The following is a 15,970-nucleotide window of genomic DNA, read 5'->3' as shown; positions in this document are numbered from 1 at the left end:
GGGCTGATTTCAGGATGGAGCATGCGATCTATCTCGTCACGCTGGTCGGCACAGCGCTTGTCGTCGCCGCGGCGTTTTCGAGCCTGATCGCCTTCCGCTTCGGCGCCCCTCTTCTGCTCCTGTTCCTCTGCATTGGCCTCGCCACCGGCACCGACGGTCTCGGCATCCAGTTCGACAATGCCCGCATCGCCTATTTTGCCGGCTCACTGGCGCTGGCCGTCATCCTGTTCGATTCCGGCTTCGGCACGCCGCTCAACGCCTTGCGGCAGGCAGCCGGCCCGGCGTTGTCGCTGGCGACCTTCGGCGTAATTCTGACCACCGGCCTGTTCGGCGCCGCCGCCCACTATCTGCTCGACCTCACCTGGCTGGAATCCTTCCTGCTCGGCGCCGCCGTCGCCTCCACGGATGCGGCCGCCGTGTTCTTCCTGCTGCGTGCCGGCGAAATCAATCTGCGCGAACGCGTGCGCTCGACGCTCGAGGTGGAATCCGGCACCAATGACCCCATCGCCATCTTCCTGACCATCACGCTGGTCGAGATCATCGCCGCTCATGCCAATCCCGAGACCAACGTCCTGGTCACCAGCCTTTTCCTCGGCTTCCTCCTCAACATGGGCCTTGGCGCTGTCGTCGGCGTGCTCGGCGGCCTCGCCATCGTGCGTCTCGTCGACCGGCTCAATCTCGACCATGGCCTGCTGCCGATCTTCGTGCTGACCTTGTCGTTGATGGTCTTTGCCGCCGCCGGCGCCATTGGCGGCTCGGGCTTCCTGGCGGTCTATATCGCCGGCCTCATCTCGGGCAATTCCGATATCCGCGCCGTCACCATCCTCAAGCGCTTCCAGGACGGCATGTCATGGCTGGCACAGATCATCATGTTCCTCATCCTCGGCCTGTTCGCGACGCCCTCGCAATTCCCGGCGATCATGGTGCCGGCGGTGCTGCTCGGCCTGTTCCTGATGTTCGTGGCGCGGCCGGTCGCCGTCTGGCTCTGCCTGATCCCGTTCCGCATGCCGCGCCCCGAAGTCGCCTTTGTCTCGTGGGTCGGCCTGCGCGGCGCGGTGTCGATCCTGCTTGCCATCACCCCGCTGCTCGGCGGGCTGGAAAATGGCCGTGTCATCTTCAACACCGCCTTCATCATCGTTCTGGTTTCGCTGGTCATCCAGGGCTGGACGGTCGGACCGCTGGCGCGCCGCCTCGGTTTGATCGTGCCGGCGCGGCTCGGACCGCTGGACAAGGTCGAGCTGGAATTGCCGGGTTCGGCCCATCACGAGCTTCTCGCCTATCGCGTCGCACCCGGCAGCCCGGTGGCGCGCGGCGAGCGCATCCCACGCTGGGCGCGACCCTCGCTGGTGCTGCGTGACGGCCGTTCGATGCGCTTCCAGGACATGGGCCGGCTCGCCGCCGGCGACCAGGTCTACATTTTCGTCCCGGATCGCTATCCGCGCCTGCTCGACAAGCTGTTCGCCAGCCGTGCCGTGGTCGATCCCGAAGATGCCGATTTCTTCGGCGCCTTCGCCGTCGATCCAGCGCGCCCCGCCGCCGAACTGGAAGCAGCCTATACGCCAGGTCTAACCGAAGCGGAGCAAAAGCTCACCGTTGGCGCGCTGGTCACGGCGCGGCTCGGCGGCCATGCCGAATATGCCGACCGCGTGCTGCTCGGCCCGATAGAACTGATCGTCCGCGACGTCGACGACAAGGGGAAGATCATAGGCCTCGGCCTGGCGTTCGAGCCGACCGCGCCGGTGGCGCGGGTGCCGGTCTTCCTCAGCGCCGGAGAAATCGGCGACCGTCTTTCCGCCTTCATCCGCAATTGGCGCAAGCCGACCGAGGCGCAGGCGGACGAGGCGCGGGCGGACGAGAAACCGGCCCCGGAGCCAGCGCCGGAAAAGGCAGCAACCGAAAGCTGACAAACCCGCTATTGAGCGCTGCCATTCATCCGCCCGCCAGTGCAAGATCGTGCCCACTTCAAAATTTCGGTTCGAGCGCGCCCTAAGCCTTGCATCGTCGCCGATGCGGGGTATGGTCCCCCGGTTTTTCGCGAAAGGAACCCGCATGGCCGCCTTCAAGACACTCGACGATATCGGCAACATCAGCGGCAAGCGCGTGCTGGTGCGCGTCGACCTCAACGTGCCTGTCACTGAGGGCAAAGTCACCGACGCCACCCGCATCGAACGCATCGCACCGACCATCGCCGAGCTATCGGCCAAGGGCGCCAAGGTCATCCTGCTCGCCCATTTCGGCCGACCCAAGGATGGGCCTTCGCCCGAATTCTCGCTGGAGCCGATCGCCAAAGCCACGGCAGAAGTGCTCGGCCGCCCCGTCGGTTTCGCCTCGGATTGCGTCGGCGACACGGCCGGAAGCGCTGTCGCCGCCATGAACAAGGGCGACGTGCTGCTGCTCGAAAACACTCGCTTCTACAAGGCCGAAGAAAAGAATGACCCGGCCTTCACCGAAAAACTCGCCGCCAATGGCGATATCTTCGTCAACGACGCCTTCTCGGCCGCGCACCGCGCGCATTCTTCGACCGAGGGACTGGCGCATCTGTTGCCTGCTTTTGCCGGCCGCACCATGCAAGCCGAGCTTGAGGCGCTGGAGAAAGGTCTGGGAAAACCGGTCCGTCCGGTCGTCGCCATTGTCGGCGGCGCCAAGGTCTCGACCAAGATCGATCTGTTGATGAACCTGGTGAAGAAGGTCGACGCGCTGGTCATCGGCGGCGGCATGGCCAACACCTTCCTCGCCGCGCGCGGCACCGATGTCGGGAAATCGCTGTGCGAACATGATCTCGCCTCAACCGCCAAGCAGATCATGATCGAGGCGGCCGAGGCCGGCTGCGCCATCATCCTGCCGGTCGACGGCGTCGTCGCCAGGGAGTTCAAGGCGGGCGCGGCCTGCGAGACCGTCGCCATCTCCGATGTGCCGGCCGACGGCATGATCCTCGATGTCGGCGCCAAAACCGTGACGACCATCGGCGAATGGATCGACCGCGCCGCGACACTGGTGTGGAACGGGCCGCTCGGCGCCTTCGAGATCGCGCCCTTCGACCATGCGACGGTGGCGGCGGCCAAGCATGCGGCGTCGCGCACCAAGGAAGGCAAGCTGGTCTCGGTCGCAGGCGGTGGCGATACGGTGGCGGCGCTCAACCACGCCGGCGTCGCCGACGACTTCACCTATGTCTCGACCGCCGGCGGCGCCTTCCTGGAGTGGATGGAAGGCAAGCCGCTGCCCGGCGTCGATGTGTTGAAGCGCTGAGGCTCCGAGGCGATCAACACTCGGAGAGCGAACAAGGCCGCCCGAGGCTTCAATCGATTCGAGCTTTCCGATGCCATTCCTTTGGCGGTAGACTTCCGTTAAGCGCGGAATAACCGTTTCAGGAGAAGCAACAATGAGCGAACGTCTCGAAGACATTGCCGCTGCGATCGTCGCCGATGGCAAGGGCCTGCTGGCCGCCGACGAAAGTTCCGGCACCATCAAGAAGCGCTTCGACGTCATCGGCGTCGAATCGACCGCCGACAGCCGCCGCGACTACCGCGAGATGATGTTCCGCACCAGGGACGCGATGACCCGCTACATCTCCGGCGTCATCCTCTATGACGAGACGATCCGCCAGAAGGCCGCCGACGGCACGCCGCTGGTCGACATCATCAAGGCGGCCGGCGCCATCCCCGGCATCAAGGTCGATGCCGGCGCCAAGCCGCTGGCAGGCTTTCCCGGCGATACCATCACCGAAGGCCTCGACGGCCTGCGCGAACGGCTTGCCGACTACTACAAGCTCGGCGCCCGCTTCGCCAAATGGCGCGCGGTGATCGACATCGATATCGCCAAGGGCGTCCCTTCGGCGACCTCGATCGGCTCCAACGCTCATGCGCTCGCCCGCTATGCCGCCCTCTGCCAGGAAGCCGGCATCGTGCCGATCGTCGAACCGGAGGTGCTGATGGACGGCGCCCACGACATCGATACTTGTTACGACATTTCGAAGGCAACGCTGATCAAGCTCTATGACGAGCTCCATGCGGCGCGCGTCGTGCTGGAAGGCACCATCCTGAAGCCCAACATGGTGCTGGCCGGCAGGAAATCGGGCAAGGTGAGCAGCCCCGAAGAAGTCGCCGAAAAAACCATAAAACTGTTCCGCGAGACAGTGCCGGCAGCGGTGCCGGGCATCGCCTTCCTTTCCGGCGGCCAGGAAGACGAAGAGGCGACCGCCAATCTCAACGCCATCAACGCCATCGGGCCGCACCCGTGGAAGCTGACCTTCTCCTATGGTCGCGCGCTGCAGGCCGCGCCACAGAAAGCCTGGAGCGGCAAAGCCTCGAACGTTGCCGCCGGCCAGGCCGCCTTCACCCATCGCGCCCACATGAACCATCTGGCAGCGCTCGGAAAATGGAAGGCGAGCCTGGAACAGGCCGCCTGATCACAGTCCTTTCTTCCTCCTTCGAACCCGGGCCGATGCGCCCGGGTTTTTTGTTTGTGACTTGCAGGGCTTGGGGCGGAGCCTCTCCGTCCTTATTTCCTCTCCGGCGATGTCGGGTTGCGCCCATCCCCAACGTCCTTGGGATGACATTCAGGGAGAGGTTCATGCATCGCAACAAGATCGTTTCGCGCGAAGACTGGTTCCAGGCGCACAAGGCACATCTGGCGCGCGAGAAGGAACTGACGCGGTTTCGCGAGCGGATCGCCGCGGAACGGCGTGAACTGCCTTGGCTGAAGATCAGGAAAGACTATGTCTTCGAGACCGAACAAGGGCCAAACAGACTGACCGACCTGTTTGGCACTAACAGCCAGCTGATCGTCTATCACTTCATGTTCGGGCCGGGCTGCACCCATCATTGCGAGGGCTGCTCATTCCTTGCCGACCATATCGACGGCGCCAATCAGCATCTGCGGCATCACGACGTGTCGCTGGTCGTGGTTTCGCGCGCTCCACTGGCGGAACTTCTGCCTTACAAGCAGCGCATGGGCTGGAAGTTCGACTGGGTGTCGTCCTATGCCTCGGATTTCAACTTCGACATGCAGGTCTCCTTCACCGACAAGCAGATCGCCGACGGCTGCACCACCTACAATTTCGAGACCCGTCCACGGACATCGAAGGAGCTTCCCGGCACCAGCGTCTTCTACCGGGACGAGGCCGGTGACATCTTCCTCACCTTCATGTCGCGCGCCCGCGGCGGCGAGGCGCAGATCGGCGCCTACGACTATCTCGACATGACGCCGAAGGGCCGCAACGAGAACGGCCCCTATCACGGCCTGATGGATTGGGTGCGGCTGCACGATGAATATCAGGGCAAGCAGGCGGGGCAGGCGAGTTGCTGCGATTGAAGATCGTTCCCGTCGGCCAAAACATGCGCTAAGGCTGCCGCTGATCGTTTAACGGTACTGCCATGCGCTTCCCGGCCCTACTCACCTGGCTCGCCTTCCCGGTCTATATCTGGCAAGGCCTCGCCGTGCGACGCCGCACCACGCGCATGCTGCCGGCGCAAGGGCCGGTCATGCACGAAATATCAGGCGCAGCACCGGCAATCTCGCTTCTGGTGCTGGGCGATTCCTCCGCCGCTTCGGTCGGCATCGGCAATTCGGAAGACGGGCTTGCCGCGCAACTCGCCGTGCTGATTTCACAAAGCACCGGCCGCGCCGTGCGCTGGCGGGCGGCCGGCTTCAATTCGGCAACGTCCGGCCAGATCCGCGACCATGTGCTGCCCAATCTGTCGGCCGATCCGTGGACGCATATCGTGCTGGCCATCGGCACCAACGACACCAAGAATTTCCACTCCGTGCCGCGCTTCAAGAAGGAGTTCGGTGGCCTGCTCTACGGCCTGCGCGCCAAATGGCCGGAAGCGCGCGTGGTGTGGTCGCCGGTGCTGGAGTTCACGCGGGCGCCAGCCATGCCGCCGCTGCTCGGAAAGATCCTTGAGATCCGCGCCACCGACATGAACCGGATGGGCGAACGCCTTTGCCTGGAGCGCGGCGCGGTGCCGGCGCCGCGCCTGCCGATCACCAATCCGGAAGCCGGCTTTGCCTCGGACGGCTTTCACGCCTCGGAAGCAGGCTACCGGGCCTGGGCCGAGCATCTGGTCGGCCCGGTGCTTGGCAATTGAGCAGCGACGACAAGTGCCGTCCTACGTCAAATGCCCGAGGACGGCCGCCAGTGAAATCGCGGCCATGGCGAGCAGTGCCAGCTTCCAGAAATCACCGCGTCGCTTGAGGCCTGGCCAGCCAAGCGGCTTGATCAGTTGAATGACCATGAAACCGACGATGACAAGGGCGAGGAATTTCGTCATGCCGCCTTTGACCAGCAACGCGCCCGGCTGTCAAAGCACGTCGTTCATTGCCTGAGAAAGAACGGACGCCGAGATCCCGAACCGGAACGCGGCGCCCTTTGACCGGCAAACGATCTACTTCAGCGGCTTGAGGCCGGCCTCGATCGAAGCGCGCTTCGGTTCGAGGAATGGCGGCAGGGCGAGGCTTTCCCCCAGCGTTTCCAGCGGCTCGTCGGCGGTGAACCCCGGACCGTCGGTTGCGATCTCGAACAGGATGCCGTTCGGCTCGCGGAAGTAGAGCGAACGGAAATAATAGCGCTCGACCTCGCCGCTCGACGGCAGCCGGAACTCGGCCAGCCGCGCCGTCCATTGATGCAGCGTTTCCTGGTCCGGCGCCCTGAAGGCAACATGGTGAACCGCACCGGCACCTTGCCGTGCCGGCGCCAGTCCCGGCTGCACCAGGACATGCAGCTCCGCCGCCGGCCCGCCCTCGCCCATTTCGAAGACGTGAACCTGGCCCTCCGGCGAGGCATAGTCGCGCGCCTTGCGCATGTTCATCACCGTGGTCACCACCGCCTCGGTGTTGGTGATGTCGGGAACGCTGATGACGATCGGCCCGAGCCCGCGGATCTGGTGCTCGGCCGGTACCGGGCTTTGCGCCCAGGGATGGCTGCCGCCCTTGCCGCCATCGCTGACCAGGCGCAGACGCTGGCCCTCGGGATCTTCGAAGTCCAGTGACGCATAACCGCCGATGTCGCCGATCTCTCCTGTTGCCAGGCCTTCGTCGGTCAAGTGTTGCTTCCACCAGGCAAGGCTCTCCTGGCTGCCGACCCTGAGGCTGGTCCGCACGATGCTGTGCGTGCCGCGCCGCTCGCGGCCGACCGGCCAGTCGAAGAAGGTAAGGTCGGTGCCCGGTGTCGCTTCGCCGTCGGCATAGAAGAGGTGGTAGGCCGAGGTGTCGTCCTGGTTTACGGTCTTCTTGACCAGCCGCAGACCCAGCACCTTCGTATAAAAATGAAGATTGCCAGGCGCATTGGCGGTGATGGCGGTCAGATGGTGGATACCTGTCAGTTGCAAGCTCATCGTCGTCTCCCTGCAGTTGGGGAACAATTTTCTCCCTCCATATCAGAACTGCGGTCACCCCGCTGAAGGCCTCGTATTCCGACAGTCCGTCGCCGGAAACTGAACAGCGGCGCCCAGAGCACGTCGTCGCTATGAACAATCGGAAGTCGCGAACCTGCCTTCGGCACCGTTCTATGCGGCGAAAAGCGATGCCTTGCCTGCGGCGCGCGCACCGGCCGCAACTATCGTCTCGCGCCTGACATCCTCCTGACAGACTGCTGTCAGGAGGGGTATGCGATAGTACCTCCATACAGAGAGAGGAGACTGGCCATGAACGGTTACACCATTCTGCGCGGCATGCAGCACTATGTCGGCAAGATCCGCACGATGCGCAACGAGATCCGCACCCAGCGGTTCATGAACTCGCTGCCGGCGGATATTCGCAAGGATATCGGCTGGCCGGACATGTATGCGGACCGTGGCCCTCGCGGCAATTGAAGCCAATTTTTCGACCCAGCGATTGGATGTGGGCGCGTCAACGCCCAGATAACAGGTCCGGTGCGTGAGGAATGGGAGCGAGCTTATGCCCGAACAGAAGACGATCGGTTTCCTTTTCATCGAAGGTTTTGCCGACTGGGAGTATGGGCTGCTGGCGGCCTCGGCGGTCGAATGGTTCGGCGCCCGTGCCGTGTCGCTGACGCCTGATGGCAACCCAGTGGCCGGGATCAGCGGCTTTCGGCTGACGCCCGATCGATCGGCCGGGGCGGATAAGAATGACGATCTCGACGCCATCGCCGTCATCGGCTCCGATGAGTGGGCCGGCAAGGCACCGCCGGAAGTTGCTGATCTGCTCAATGCTGTTGCATCGCGCGGCGGCGTGCTCGGCGGCATCTGCGCCGGCACGCTGGCGCTAGCCCGCGCCGGCCTGTTCGAGAAGGCCAGGCATACGAGCAATGGCCGCGACTGGATCAATGGTCATGAGGCCGGCTATGCCGGCGACAACCTCTATCAGGATGTGCCGCATGCCATGGCCGACGGCAAAATTGTTTCCGCGCCAGGCTCGGCGCCGGGCACCTTCGCGCTCGCCTTTCTGAAGACGCTCTACCCCGAAAGAGGCAGCGATCTCGCTCGGATGCGAACGCTGTTTGCCAAGGAGTATGCTGAAGCCTCCTGACAGTATGCTGTCAGGAGGGCCGTGCAATGGTGCCAGCTTCGGGCACCCGTGCATCGGCGGTCGAAAGGACGATCGATGAAGAGTTGGAACGACAGACTGAGCACACCAGGCATCAACGGCGTCAAGCCGACGCCGCGCACGATGGCCGATGTCGTCGAAGGCCAGCCTATGCTGGTGCCGACAGCGCGCCAGGTCGATGATTTCATCCGCTCGATTCCCGAAGGCGTCGAGATGGATGTGCGTGCGCTGCGTACAGCACTTGCCGTCGAGCATGGCGCCGAAGTGACATGCCCGGTCACCATAGGCTATCATCTGCGCACTGTTGCCGAAGCCGCCAACGAGGACCTCCAGCGCGGCATGACGCCGAGTGACGTGGCACCGTTCTGGCGCGTGCTCGATGCGAAAGAAATTGTCCTTCGGCGCGGAGTTCGTCGCCGCGCAGCGCAAGCGCGAAGGGCTGAAACCATGAGGCATGCCGCCCAAAAGTGTTCTGCGGTTTTGGGATAACGGCATGCGCGAAAACACGATGCATGCCACCCAGAGGTGGACCGGTTTCGGGCGGCATGCATAGAGACAACGCCGAGGGACCATACGATGCGCCGCGCCGACAGGCTCTTCCAGATCGTGCAGCATCTGCGCGGTGGCCGATTGGTCACCGCCCAGAAGCTCGGCACATGGCTCGAAGTTTCCGAGCGAACCATCTATCGCGACATTGCCGATTTGCAGTCGACCGGAGTGCCGATCGACGGCGAGGCCGGCGTTGGCTACATGATGAGGGAGGGTTTCGACCTTCCGCCGCTGATGTTCACGCGTGACGAGATCGTCGCGCTGGTCGCCGGCGCCCGCATGGTGCGTGCCTTTGGCGGTGCCGCCATGGCGCGGGCCGCCGACGAAGCGCTGGTCAAGATCGGCGCCGTATTGCCCGATGCGGAGAAAGACCGCATCGCCCGCACCGAGATCCACACGCCGATGTGGGTGGTCAGCGACGCTGCCCGCGAGGCCATCGACCTGATCGAGCGCGCGGTCGAAAAGCGCCAGGTGCTGACCATCGACTATTCCGACGAGGCCGGCCGCGGCACCGCCCGCGATATCCGCCCGCTCGGCCTGTGGTTCTGGGGCAAGGTGTGGACGCTGGTCGCCTGGTGCGAGATGCGCGACGATTTCCGCGCCTTCCGCATCGATCGCATCGCCTCGGTGGTCATCGCCGGCCGCATCTTCAAACCGGAGCGCGGCAAGCAACTTGCCGACTTCTACCGCGCAGTGGAGCGCAGCGAGGACTATGGCATGGCGCCGGATCGCGCCGCGCGCAGCTGAGACCTGGCGCAGCTACAAAAAAGCCCGCTCGAAGCGGGCTTTTTCTTGGAATATCAGACAACCTCACTCGTCGTCGTCATTGTCCGTGTTCTTCGACTTCAAGGCCGAAAGCTTGGCGAACACGGCGTTGGCGTCGAGTTCGGCGTCCTCGTCCTTCGGCTTCTCGGGAGCCGGCACCAGCCGCTCGGTCAGGGCCGCCGGCAGCAGCGTGTCGCCCACCGGCTGCGCCTGTTCGCGGCCGCGCGAGGCGCGGTTGACTTCCATGTCGAGGTCGATCTGCGAGGCGAGACCCAGCGTCACCGGGTCCATCGGCTGCAGATTGGCTGAGTTCCAGTGCTTGCGCTCGCGGATCTGTTCGATCGTCGACTTGGTGGTGCCGACGAGGCGCGAGATCTGCGCGTCCTTGAGCTCGGGATGGTTGCGCACCAGCCACAGAATTGCGTTCGGCCGGTCCTGGCGCTTCGACAGCGGCGTGTAGCGCGGACCCTTGCGCTTGGATTCGGGCACCCGCACCTTGGGGTCTGAAAGCTTCAGGCGCTGGTTCGGATCCTTCTCGGCACGGGCGATCTCGTCGCGGGTCAGCTGTCCGGTCATGATCGGGTCCATGCCCTTGATGCCTTGCGCCGCTTCGCCATCGGCGATTGCCTTGACCTCGAGCGGATGCAGCCCGCAGAACTGTGCGATCTGCTCGAAGGAAAGTGCGGTATTGTCGACCAGCCAGACGGCGGTCGCCTTGGGCATCAGCAGCGTATTGGCCATTTTTACAAATCCTTCTCGTTCGCCCGCGTTCCCGCGCGGGCGGTGGTTTAGAGCCACCAAAATGGGAAATTCGCGGTCTGTATAACCGCTCTCGGGGCGTTTCGCAACGTTTTTGGAGCAAAGACCGGAAGCCGTGGGTACTTACCGAAAACGTTCCGCGCTCTTGAACAGAACGACAAGCTGGCTTCGCTGGCGAGTTCCGGTCTTGGCAAAGATCGGTTGAGGTAGGGCACCCGGTCATGCCGGAGCCGCTGCTTCCATCAGGGTTCGCCCTTGTGAAAGCGCCGAGCCAAGATGCCATGCAGGAAACTGAGGTCAACCCTGCTCGATGGCCGGTATCGGTTGGGACGGTCGTTGATCTCCCGCCCAAAACGACAAAACCCGCCGGACTGGGTCCAGCGGGCTCGGAACCGCGACAAAGTTGGTCTGGTGCGGCTCTGGCTTCCACGGCTTGGGTCCGCCGGAGCGGACCAGGACGTGGCTTTAGATAGCCCTGCGGGCGATCTTTTCGATGTCGGCGCGGTTGATGCCGAGATCGCTGAGCTGACGTGCGTTGAGACGGTTCAGTTCGCGGACGGTCTCGGTGTACATACGCCAGTTACGGAAAGCGCGGATCGGGTTCATGGTAGTCCCTCCAGAATGATGTTCGTTTCGATGATGCTCAAATAGGCGTCATCGATGAGGACTTGAATGGCTGATTTTGCATAGCAATGATGCAAATGCTGCATTGCAGCATTAAGCTTCTGTTCATCTTGTGGGCAGCGAGGCGCTGACCTCGCGCGCTGTCAGCCTATGTCGAGCACGATCTTGCCGATATGCTCACCCTCTTCCATGCGCTCATGCGCCCGCCAGGCTTCGCTGAGCGGGAAGATCATGTCCATCACAGGGGCAACCTTGCGCGTGCCGAGCAGCGGCCACACCTGCGCTTCCAGCGCCGCCGCGATCGCCGCCTTGAACTCGACGGTTCGCGGCCTCAGCGTCGAACCTGTGTGGGTAAGCCGCTTGACCATGATCTTCGAAAAGTCCGCGCTTGCGACAGCGCCGGCCTGAACGGCGATCTGGACGATGCGGCCTTCGACCGCCGCGGCTTCGTAGTTGCGCGCCACATAGTCGCCGCCGACCATGTCGAGGATGACATTGGCGCCTTTGCCACCCGTTGCCTCCTTCACCGCGGCGACGAAATCCGCCTCGCGATAATTGATCGCCCGGTCGGCGCCGAGCTTCAGGCAGGCGTCGCATTTCTCCTTGCTGCCGGCAGTGGTGATGACATAGGCGCCGAAGGCGGAGGCAAGCTGGATTGCTGTCGTGCCGATGCCGGACGAGCCGCCATGGACGAGCAGCGTCTCGCCTTTCTTGAGGCCGCCACGCTCGAACACATTGTGCCAGACGGTGAAGTAATTCTCCGGCACCGCCGCGGCTTCGGTGTGGGTGAAGCCGGCGGGCAACGGCAGCACGCTCCCTGCATGGACCTTGACATATTCGGCATAGCCGCCGCCGGGCGTCAGCGCACAGACGCGGTCGCCAATGCGCCAGCGTGATATGTCGTCGCCAAGGGCCGCCACTTCACCCGATGCTTCGAGGCCCGGCAGGTCGGATGCGCCGGGCGGTGGCGGATAGGCGCCTTTGCGCTGCTGGACGTCGGGCCGGTTGACGCCGGCGGCATGCACCTTGATCAGGATCTCGCCGGGGCCGGGCTGCGGCACGTCGCGTGTTTCCGGCTTCAGCACCCGAGGGCCACCTGGCTCCGAGATCGCGATGGCCGTCATTCTTGCCGGAATTTTCTGTCCGCTCGCCATGAGATTTCCCGTCTTTCCTCGCCGTTATCCGACCGGCTGTTTGCATCGACGCCCCTGCCCTATGTATGCTGATTGCCAAATCAGGCAAATGGCCAATCTGGTCTTGGCGGAGGAGGAGCGACGATGGCGATCTTCGACGACGAACCCAAGAAGAAGGCGCGCCCGCACGAGATCGGGCAGGACCTGTCATTGCTTTCCGTCAGCGACTTGACTGAGCGGATCGGCATCCTGCGCGACGAAATCGCCCGCCTGGAAGCCGAGCTCAAGGCCAAGGACACCACCAAATCGGCGGCCGAAGCACTGTTCCGCCGCGGATAGGCGCTCGGGCGTAAAGCCCGCCGCCGAAAAGCCCGAATGCGACTGTCTTCAGACCCAGCGTCCCCGCCAAACCTGAGCCGGATCAACCAATGTTCGCAACCTACCGACCGATCCTCTCGCTGCTTCGCGGCACCGCTTTCCTGCTCGCGGCATCTGGTTTGCATGGGCTGCTTCTGCCCCTGCGCGGTCAGCTGGAAGGCTTCTCGACCGCATCGCTCGGCTTGATGGGCACGGCCTGGGCCGGCGGCTTCGTCACCGGCTGCTTCTTCGCACCGCGCATCGTGCGCCGCGCCGGCCACGTGCGCGCCTTTGGCGCCTTTGCCGCATCCGGCGCCATCGTGGCGCTGCTCACTGGGCTGATTATCGACGAGTATGTCTGGATCCTGCTGCGCGCCTTCACCGGCTTCACCATGGCCGGCGCCTTCATGGTCATCGAAAGCTGGTTGAACGAGAAGGCCACCAACGAGAACCGTGGCACCGTCTTCGGCCTCTACATGATGGTGACTTATGCCTCGATCATGGGCGGGCAGATGATCGTCGCCGGCGGCGACGTGAAGTCCGCGTCGCTGTTCATGATCACCGGCATCCTGTTTTGCCTGTCGCTCATTCCGACGGCGGTCTCGACCGCCTCCCACCCCAAGCCGCTGCAGGATGTCTCACTTGATGTCAGGGGCCTTTATGCCAATTCGCCGGTGTCGGCGGTCGCTTGCGTGTTGATCGGCATCGCCAACGGCGCCTGGGGCACGCTTGGCGCGGTCTATGGTGCACGCATCGGCATTTCCACGGCCGAGATCGCCCTGATGATGAGTCTTGTGGTCGTTGCCGGTGCCGCCATGCAGCTTCCGGCCGGGCGCCTGTCCGACAAGACCGACCGGCGCTTCGTGCTGGCGGGGGCGGCTTTCGGCGGGGCCTTCTTCGCGCTCATGATCTTCCTGTTCGAGCCACGCTCCGGCGTCTTCGTCATCGTCTTCACCGCCGCCTATGGCGCCTTCGCCTATACGCTCTATTCCATCGCCGTGGCGCATGCCAACGACCACGCGCGCTCGGAGGATTTCGTCAAGGTATCTGGCGGGCTGTTGCTGCTCTATGGCTTCGGCACGATGATCGGACCTTTGCTTGCGGCTGCCCTGATGGGCTGGATGCGCCCGGAAGGTCTGTTCCTGGCGACCGCCTTCGCGCATCTCTGCCTGGCGGGCTACACGCTGCTGCGCATCAGCCGCCGCGCGCCGGTGCCGATCGGGGATCGTGACGCCTTCAAGACGCAGCCGGCCGACCGCTCGGTCACCCCGGAAGCATTGCGGCTTGATCCCAGAAGAAAAGCAGAAGCAGACGGTTGAGATTCGAAAGGCTTTGCCTCACTAATACAGGCATGATGTTTTCCGACGCCTTCATGGCGATTGCCGATCCCAACCGGCGCCATCTTTTGGAAGAACTTCGCCGCGGCCCGAAAACCGTCACCGAACTGGCCGCCGGCTTGCCGGTCTCGCGCCCAGCCGTGTCGCAACATCTGAAAGTGCTGCTCGATGCCGGCCTGGTCCACGCCAAGCCGGAAGGAACAAGGCGCGTCTATACGGTGAGCGGCACTGGTTTCCTCAAACTCAACATCTGGCTCGACCAGTTCTGGGAAGCCTAACCCCGATCAACCGTTGTTGTAGGGGAAGAACTTGAAGTAGGGCTGCGCCTCCCCGATCACCCGAGCGAAGGCGGGGCGCTGCAGCAGGCGGTCGTGATAGCGCTTCACAGCCGGGTACCTGTCGCCCAACGGCTCGACCTTGTTGGCATAGAACAGCGCGGGGGAGGCTGCGCAATCGGACATGGTGAAGCTGTCGCCCATCGCCCAGATCTTCGACTGCATGTCCTGTTCGATGATGGCGTAGGAATTGCGCAACTGGTCGCGAGCCTGCTCGACGCCGAACGGGTCGGTCTTGTCGCCGGGACGCAACCGGTCGCCGACAATCTTCTGCATCGGCTCCTGCACATAGAAATCATAGAAACGGTCAGCTTGGCGGACGGCCAACGCCATGTCGATCTCGGCGGGAACGAGGTCGACCGGCCCCGGATAGTGCGCGGCCAGATATTCGACGAGGATGCTCGATTCCAGCACCGTGCGGCCACGCGCGTCATCGCGCAGCGCCGGCATCTTGCCGGTCGGCGAAATCTTCAGGAAGGCCGCGCGCGATTCAGCATCGCCAAGATCGACGATGACAGGCGTGAACGGCGTGGCGTTCTCATACAGGGCGATCAACGGCTTCCAGCAGAAGGAGGCCAGCGGATGGAAATGAAGCGTCAGAGACATTTTTTGCTCGTCTGTTTCGTGGATTGTCGGTGGCCGCTACCATGCGGCACGCCTGTTGCGGTTAGCCTTGTCCGTCAAACCAGCCTATGCTGCTTCAACCGGCTTGGACATGCGCGATGATCGCTGCGGACATCTCGGCCCAGTCGTCGGGATGCAGTTCGTGGCCGCCACCTTCGATGCGAATGAGTCTTGCGCCGGTGACCGTCTCGGCCAGCGCCTCGCCGTGTTCGACCGGAAAGATCGGATCCGCCGTGCCGTGAATGATCAGCAGCGGCGCCGCGATCTCGTGCAGGCGGCCCTTCCAGGCGTCGCCGCCCTTGAGCATGAAATGGTTGGTCGCGCTCAGGAAGCCGCCGGAGCGGTCGTAGTCCTGCTCGACAAAGGCCCGTATCCCCGCCGCATCGAATGGATGCGTGGTGCTGGCGATCGCCCGCGCATCCCTGACGATGAAATCGACCACTTGACCACGGTCCGACCAATCGACTTTGGCGCCCTCGGCCGAGTGTTCCATGTAGGCTTCGGTCGTCCCGGGAAGGCCGGATGTGTCGATTCCCACCGGCGAACTGCTGATCACAGTCAGAGATACGACACGCGAGGGATGTTTCAACGCCACAAGCTGCGCGATCATGCCGCCCATCGACATCCCGACGACATGCGCCTTGCCGATGCCGTGATCGTCCAGAACATGCATTGCATCGTCGGCCATATCATCGAACGTGTAGGGCGGCTCTCCCGGCTTGTATTTCGTCGAACGGCCGGTATCGCGATTGTCGTAGCGGATCACGAACAGGCCGGCACCGGCCAGTTTCCGGCAGAACGCCTCCGGCCACCACAGCATCGAGGCCATCGCTCCCATGATCAGCAACAGCGGCGGGTTCGCCGGATCGCCAAAGACTTCGGATATAATCTCAGGGCGTTCGGTGGTCCTCATCACGCAGTCTCCTCTCTGCAAAACTGATTGCATTTTGCAATCTGTTGCACGATAATAAAACTGCTACAATAA

19 protein-coding genes are annotated in these 15,970 nt (G+C 63.5%); 12 read left to right on the top strand and 7 right to left on the bottom strand.

Annotation, left to right across the window (positions count from 1 at the left end):
- Positions 1–14: 14 nt before the first annotated feature.
- From RPF88_RS27180 to RPF88_RS27160, 5 genes are all read left to right on the top strand, one after another.
- Positions 15–1,904 carry a potassium/proton antiporter gene (locus RPF88_RS27180; protein ID WP_337123511.1) on the top strand — a complete coding sequence of 630 codons (1,890 nt, stop codon included), beginning with the start codon at positions 15–17 and terminating at the stop codon, positions 1,902–1,904.
- A gap of 145 nt (positions 1,905–2,049) precedes the next feature.
- Positions 2,050–3,246, top strand: a complete 1,197-nt coding sequence (locus RPF88_RS27175) for a phosphoglycerate kinase (RefSeq protein WP_013529247.1) — start codon at positions 2,050–2,052, stop codon at positions 3,244–3,246.
- Positions 3,247–3,379: 133 nt separating this feature from the next.
- Positions 3,380–4,405 (top strand): class I fructose-bisphosphate aldolase, encoded by a 1,026-nt coding sequence (locus RPF88_RS27170; protein ID WP_337123510.1) that lies wholly within the window; start codon positions 3,380–3,382, stop codon positions 4,403–4,405.
- A 164-nt stretch (positions 4,406–4,569) separates the two neighbouring features.
- Positions 4,570–5,310 carry a DUF899 domain-containing protein gene (locus RPF88_RS27165; RefSeq protein WP_063173208.1) on the top strand — a complete coding sequence of 247 codons (741 nt, stop codon included), beginning with the start codon at positions 4,570–4,572 and terminating at the stop codon, positions 5,308–5,310.
- Between the two features lie 62 nt (positions 5,311–5,372).
- Entirely contained in the window at positions 5,373–6,086 is a 714-nt protein-coding gene (locus RPF88_RS27160) for an SGNH/GDSL hydrolase family protein (RefSeq protein ID WP_337123509.1), read from the top strand.
- A gap of 21 nt (positions 6,087–6,107) precedes the next feature.
- Here the strand turns inward: RPF88_RS27160 and RPF88_RS27155 are convergent, their stop codons facing one another.
- The gene (locus RPF88_RS27155; protein WP_023810961.1) at positions 6,108–6,269 is read right to left on the bottom strand and encodes a hypothetical protein; all 162 of its coding nucleotides are present in this window, start codon (positions 6,267–6,269) and stop codon (positions 6,108–6,110) included.
- A 114-nt stretch (positions 6,270–6,383) separates the two neighbouring features.
- The gene (locus RPF88_RS27150) at positions 6,384–7,331 is read right to left on the bottom strand and encodes a ring-cleaving dioxygenase (protein ID WP_024502993.1); all 948 of its coding nucleotides are present in this window, start codon (positions 7,329–7,331) and stop codon (positions 6,384–6,386) included.
- A 309-nt stretch (positions 7,332–7,640) separates the two neighbouring features.
- Between RPF88_RS27150 and RPF88_RS27145 the strand changes: the two genes are divergently transcribed.
- From RPF88_RS27145 to RPF88_RS27130, 4 genes are all read left to right on the top strand, one after another.
- Complete coding sequence (locus tag RPF88_RS27145) at positions 7,641–7,808, top strand: hypothetical protein (protein ID WP_013529241.1); 168 nt, start codon at positions 7,641–7,643, stop codon at positions 7,806–7,808.
- Positions 7,809–7,893: 85 nt separating this feature from the next.
- Positions 7,894–8,484, top strand: coding sequence for a DJ-1/PfpI family protein (locus RPF88_RS27140; protein WP_337123508.1), 591 nt, complete (start codon positions 7,894–7,896; stop codon positions 8,482–8,484).
- Positions 8,485–8,559: 75 nt separating this feature from the next.
- Positions 8,560–8,991: a hypothetical protein gene (locus RPF88_RS27135; RefSeq protein ID WP_337123507.1), complete on the top strand. Its 432-nt coding sequence runs from the start codon at positions 8,560–8,562 to the stop codon at positions 8,989–8,991.
- A gap of 87 nt (positions 8,992–9,078) precedes the next feature.
- On the top strand, positions 9,079–9,798 hold the full coding sequence (locus RPF88_RS27130; protein ID WP_013529238.1) for a helix-turn-helix transcriptional regulator: 720 nt from the start codon (positions 9,079–9,081) through the stop codon (positions 9,796–9,798).
- Between the two features lie 63 nt (positions 9,799–9,861).
- Here RPF88_RS27130 and RPF88_RS27125 read toward each other — a convergent pair whose 3' ends face one another.
- The 3 genes from RPF88_RS27125 to RPF88_RS27115 all read right to left on the bottom strand — a co-directional run bounded on the left by RPF88_RS27125 (position 9,862) and on the right by RPF88_RS27115 (position 12,353).
- The gene (locus tag RPF88_RS27125) at positions 9,862–10,557 is read right to left on the bottom strand and encodes a DUF1013 domain-containing protein (protein ID WP_013529237.1); all 696 of its coding nucleotides are present in this window, start codon (positions 10,555–10,557) and stop codon (positions 9,862–9,864) included.
- Positions 10,558–11,040: 483 nt separating this feature from the next.
- The gene (locus tag RPF88_RS27120) at positions 11,041–11,181 is read right to left on the bottom strand and encodes a DUF1127 domain-containing protein (protein ID WP_013529236.1); all 141 of its coding nucleotides are present in this window, start codon (positions 11,179–11,181) and stop codon (positions 11,041–11,043) included.
- A 161-nt stretch (positions 11,182–11,342) separates the two neighbouring features.
- A complete protein-coding gene (locus tag RPF88_RS27115; RefSeq protein ID WP_032808842.1) occupies positions 11,343–12,353 on the bottom strand; it encodes an NAD(P)H-quinone oxidoreductase in 1,011 nt (336 codons plus the stop codon).
- A 123-nt stretch (positions 12,354–12,476) separates the two neighbouring features.
- Between RPF88_RS27115 and RPF88_RS27110 the strand changes: the two genes are divergently transcribed.
- From RPF88_RS27110 to RPF88_RS27100, 3 genes are all read left to right on the top strand, one after another.
- Positions 12,477–12,671 (top strand): DUF1192 domain-containing protein, encoded by a 195-nt coding sequence (locus RPF88_RS27110; protein ID WP_023810953.1) that lies wholly within the window; start codon positions 12,477–12,479, stop codon positions 12,669–12,671.
- 89 nt (positions 12,672–12,760) lie between these two features.
- Entirely contained in the window at positions 12,761–14,008 is a 1,248-nt protein-coding gene (locus RPF88_RS27105) for an MFS transporter (protein ID WP_024502978.1), read from the top strand.
- 32 nt (positions 14,009–14,040) lie between these two features.
- Entirely contained in the window at positions 14,041–14,304 is a 264-nt protein-coding gene (locus RPF88_RS27100) for an ArsR/SmtB family transcription factor (protein ID WP_013529232.1), read from the top strand.
- A gap of 6 nt (positions 14,305–14,310) precedes the next feature.
- Here RPF88_RS27100 and RPF88_RS27095 read toward each other — a convergent pair whose 3' ends face one another.
- Both RPF88_RS27095 and RPF88_RS27090 read right to left on the bottom strand, forming a co-directional pair.
- Complete coding sequence (locus RPF88_RS27095; RefSeq protein ID WP_337123506.1) at positions 14,311–14,967, bottom strand: glutathione S-transferase family protein; 657 nt, start codon at positions 14,965–14,967, stop codon at positions 14,311–14,313.
- A gap of 94 nt (positions 14,968–15,061) precedes the next feature.
- Positions 15,062–15,898, bottom strand: a complete 837-nt coding sequence (locus RPF88_RS27090) for an alpha/beta fold hydrolase (RefSeq protein WP_337123505.1) — start codon at positions 15,896–15,898, stop codon at positions 15,062–15,064.
- Positions 15,899–15,970 lie beyond the last annotated feature (72 nt).

This window comes from Mesorhizobium sp. ISC11, assembly GCF_037162595.1.
Lineage (GTDB): Bacteria > Pseudomonadota > Alphaproteobacteria > Rhizobiales > Rhizobiaceae > Mesorhizobium > Mesorhizobium ciceri.
Note: the sequence above shows the minus strand (reverse complement) of the source record. Positions and strands in the feature narration are given on the sequence as shown.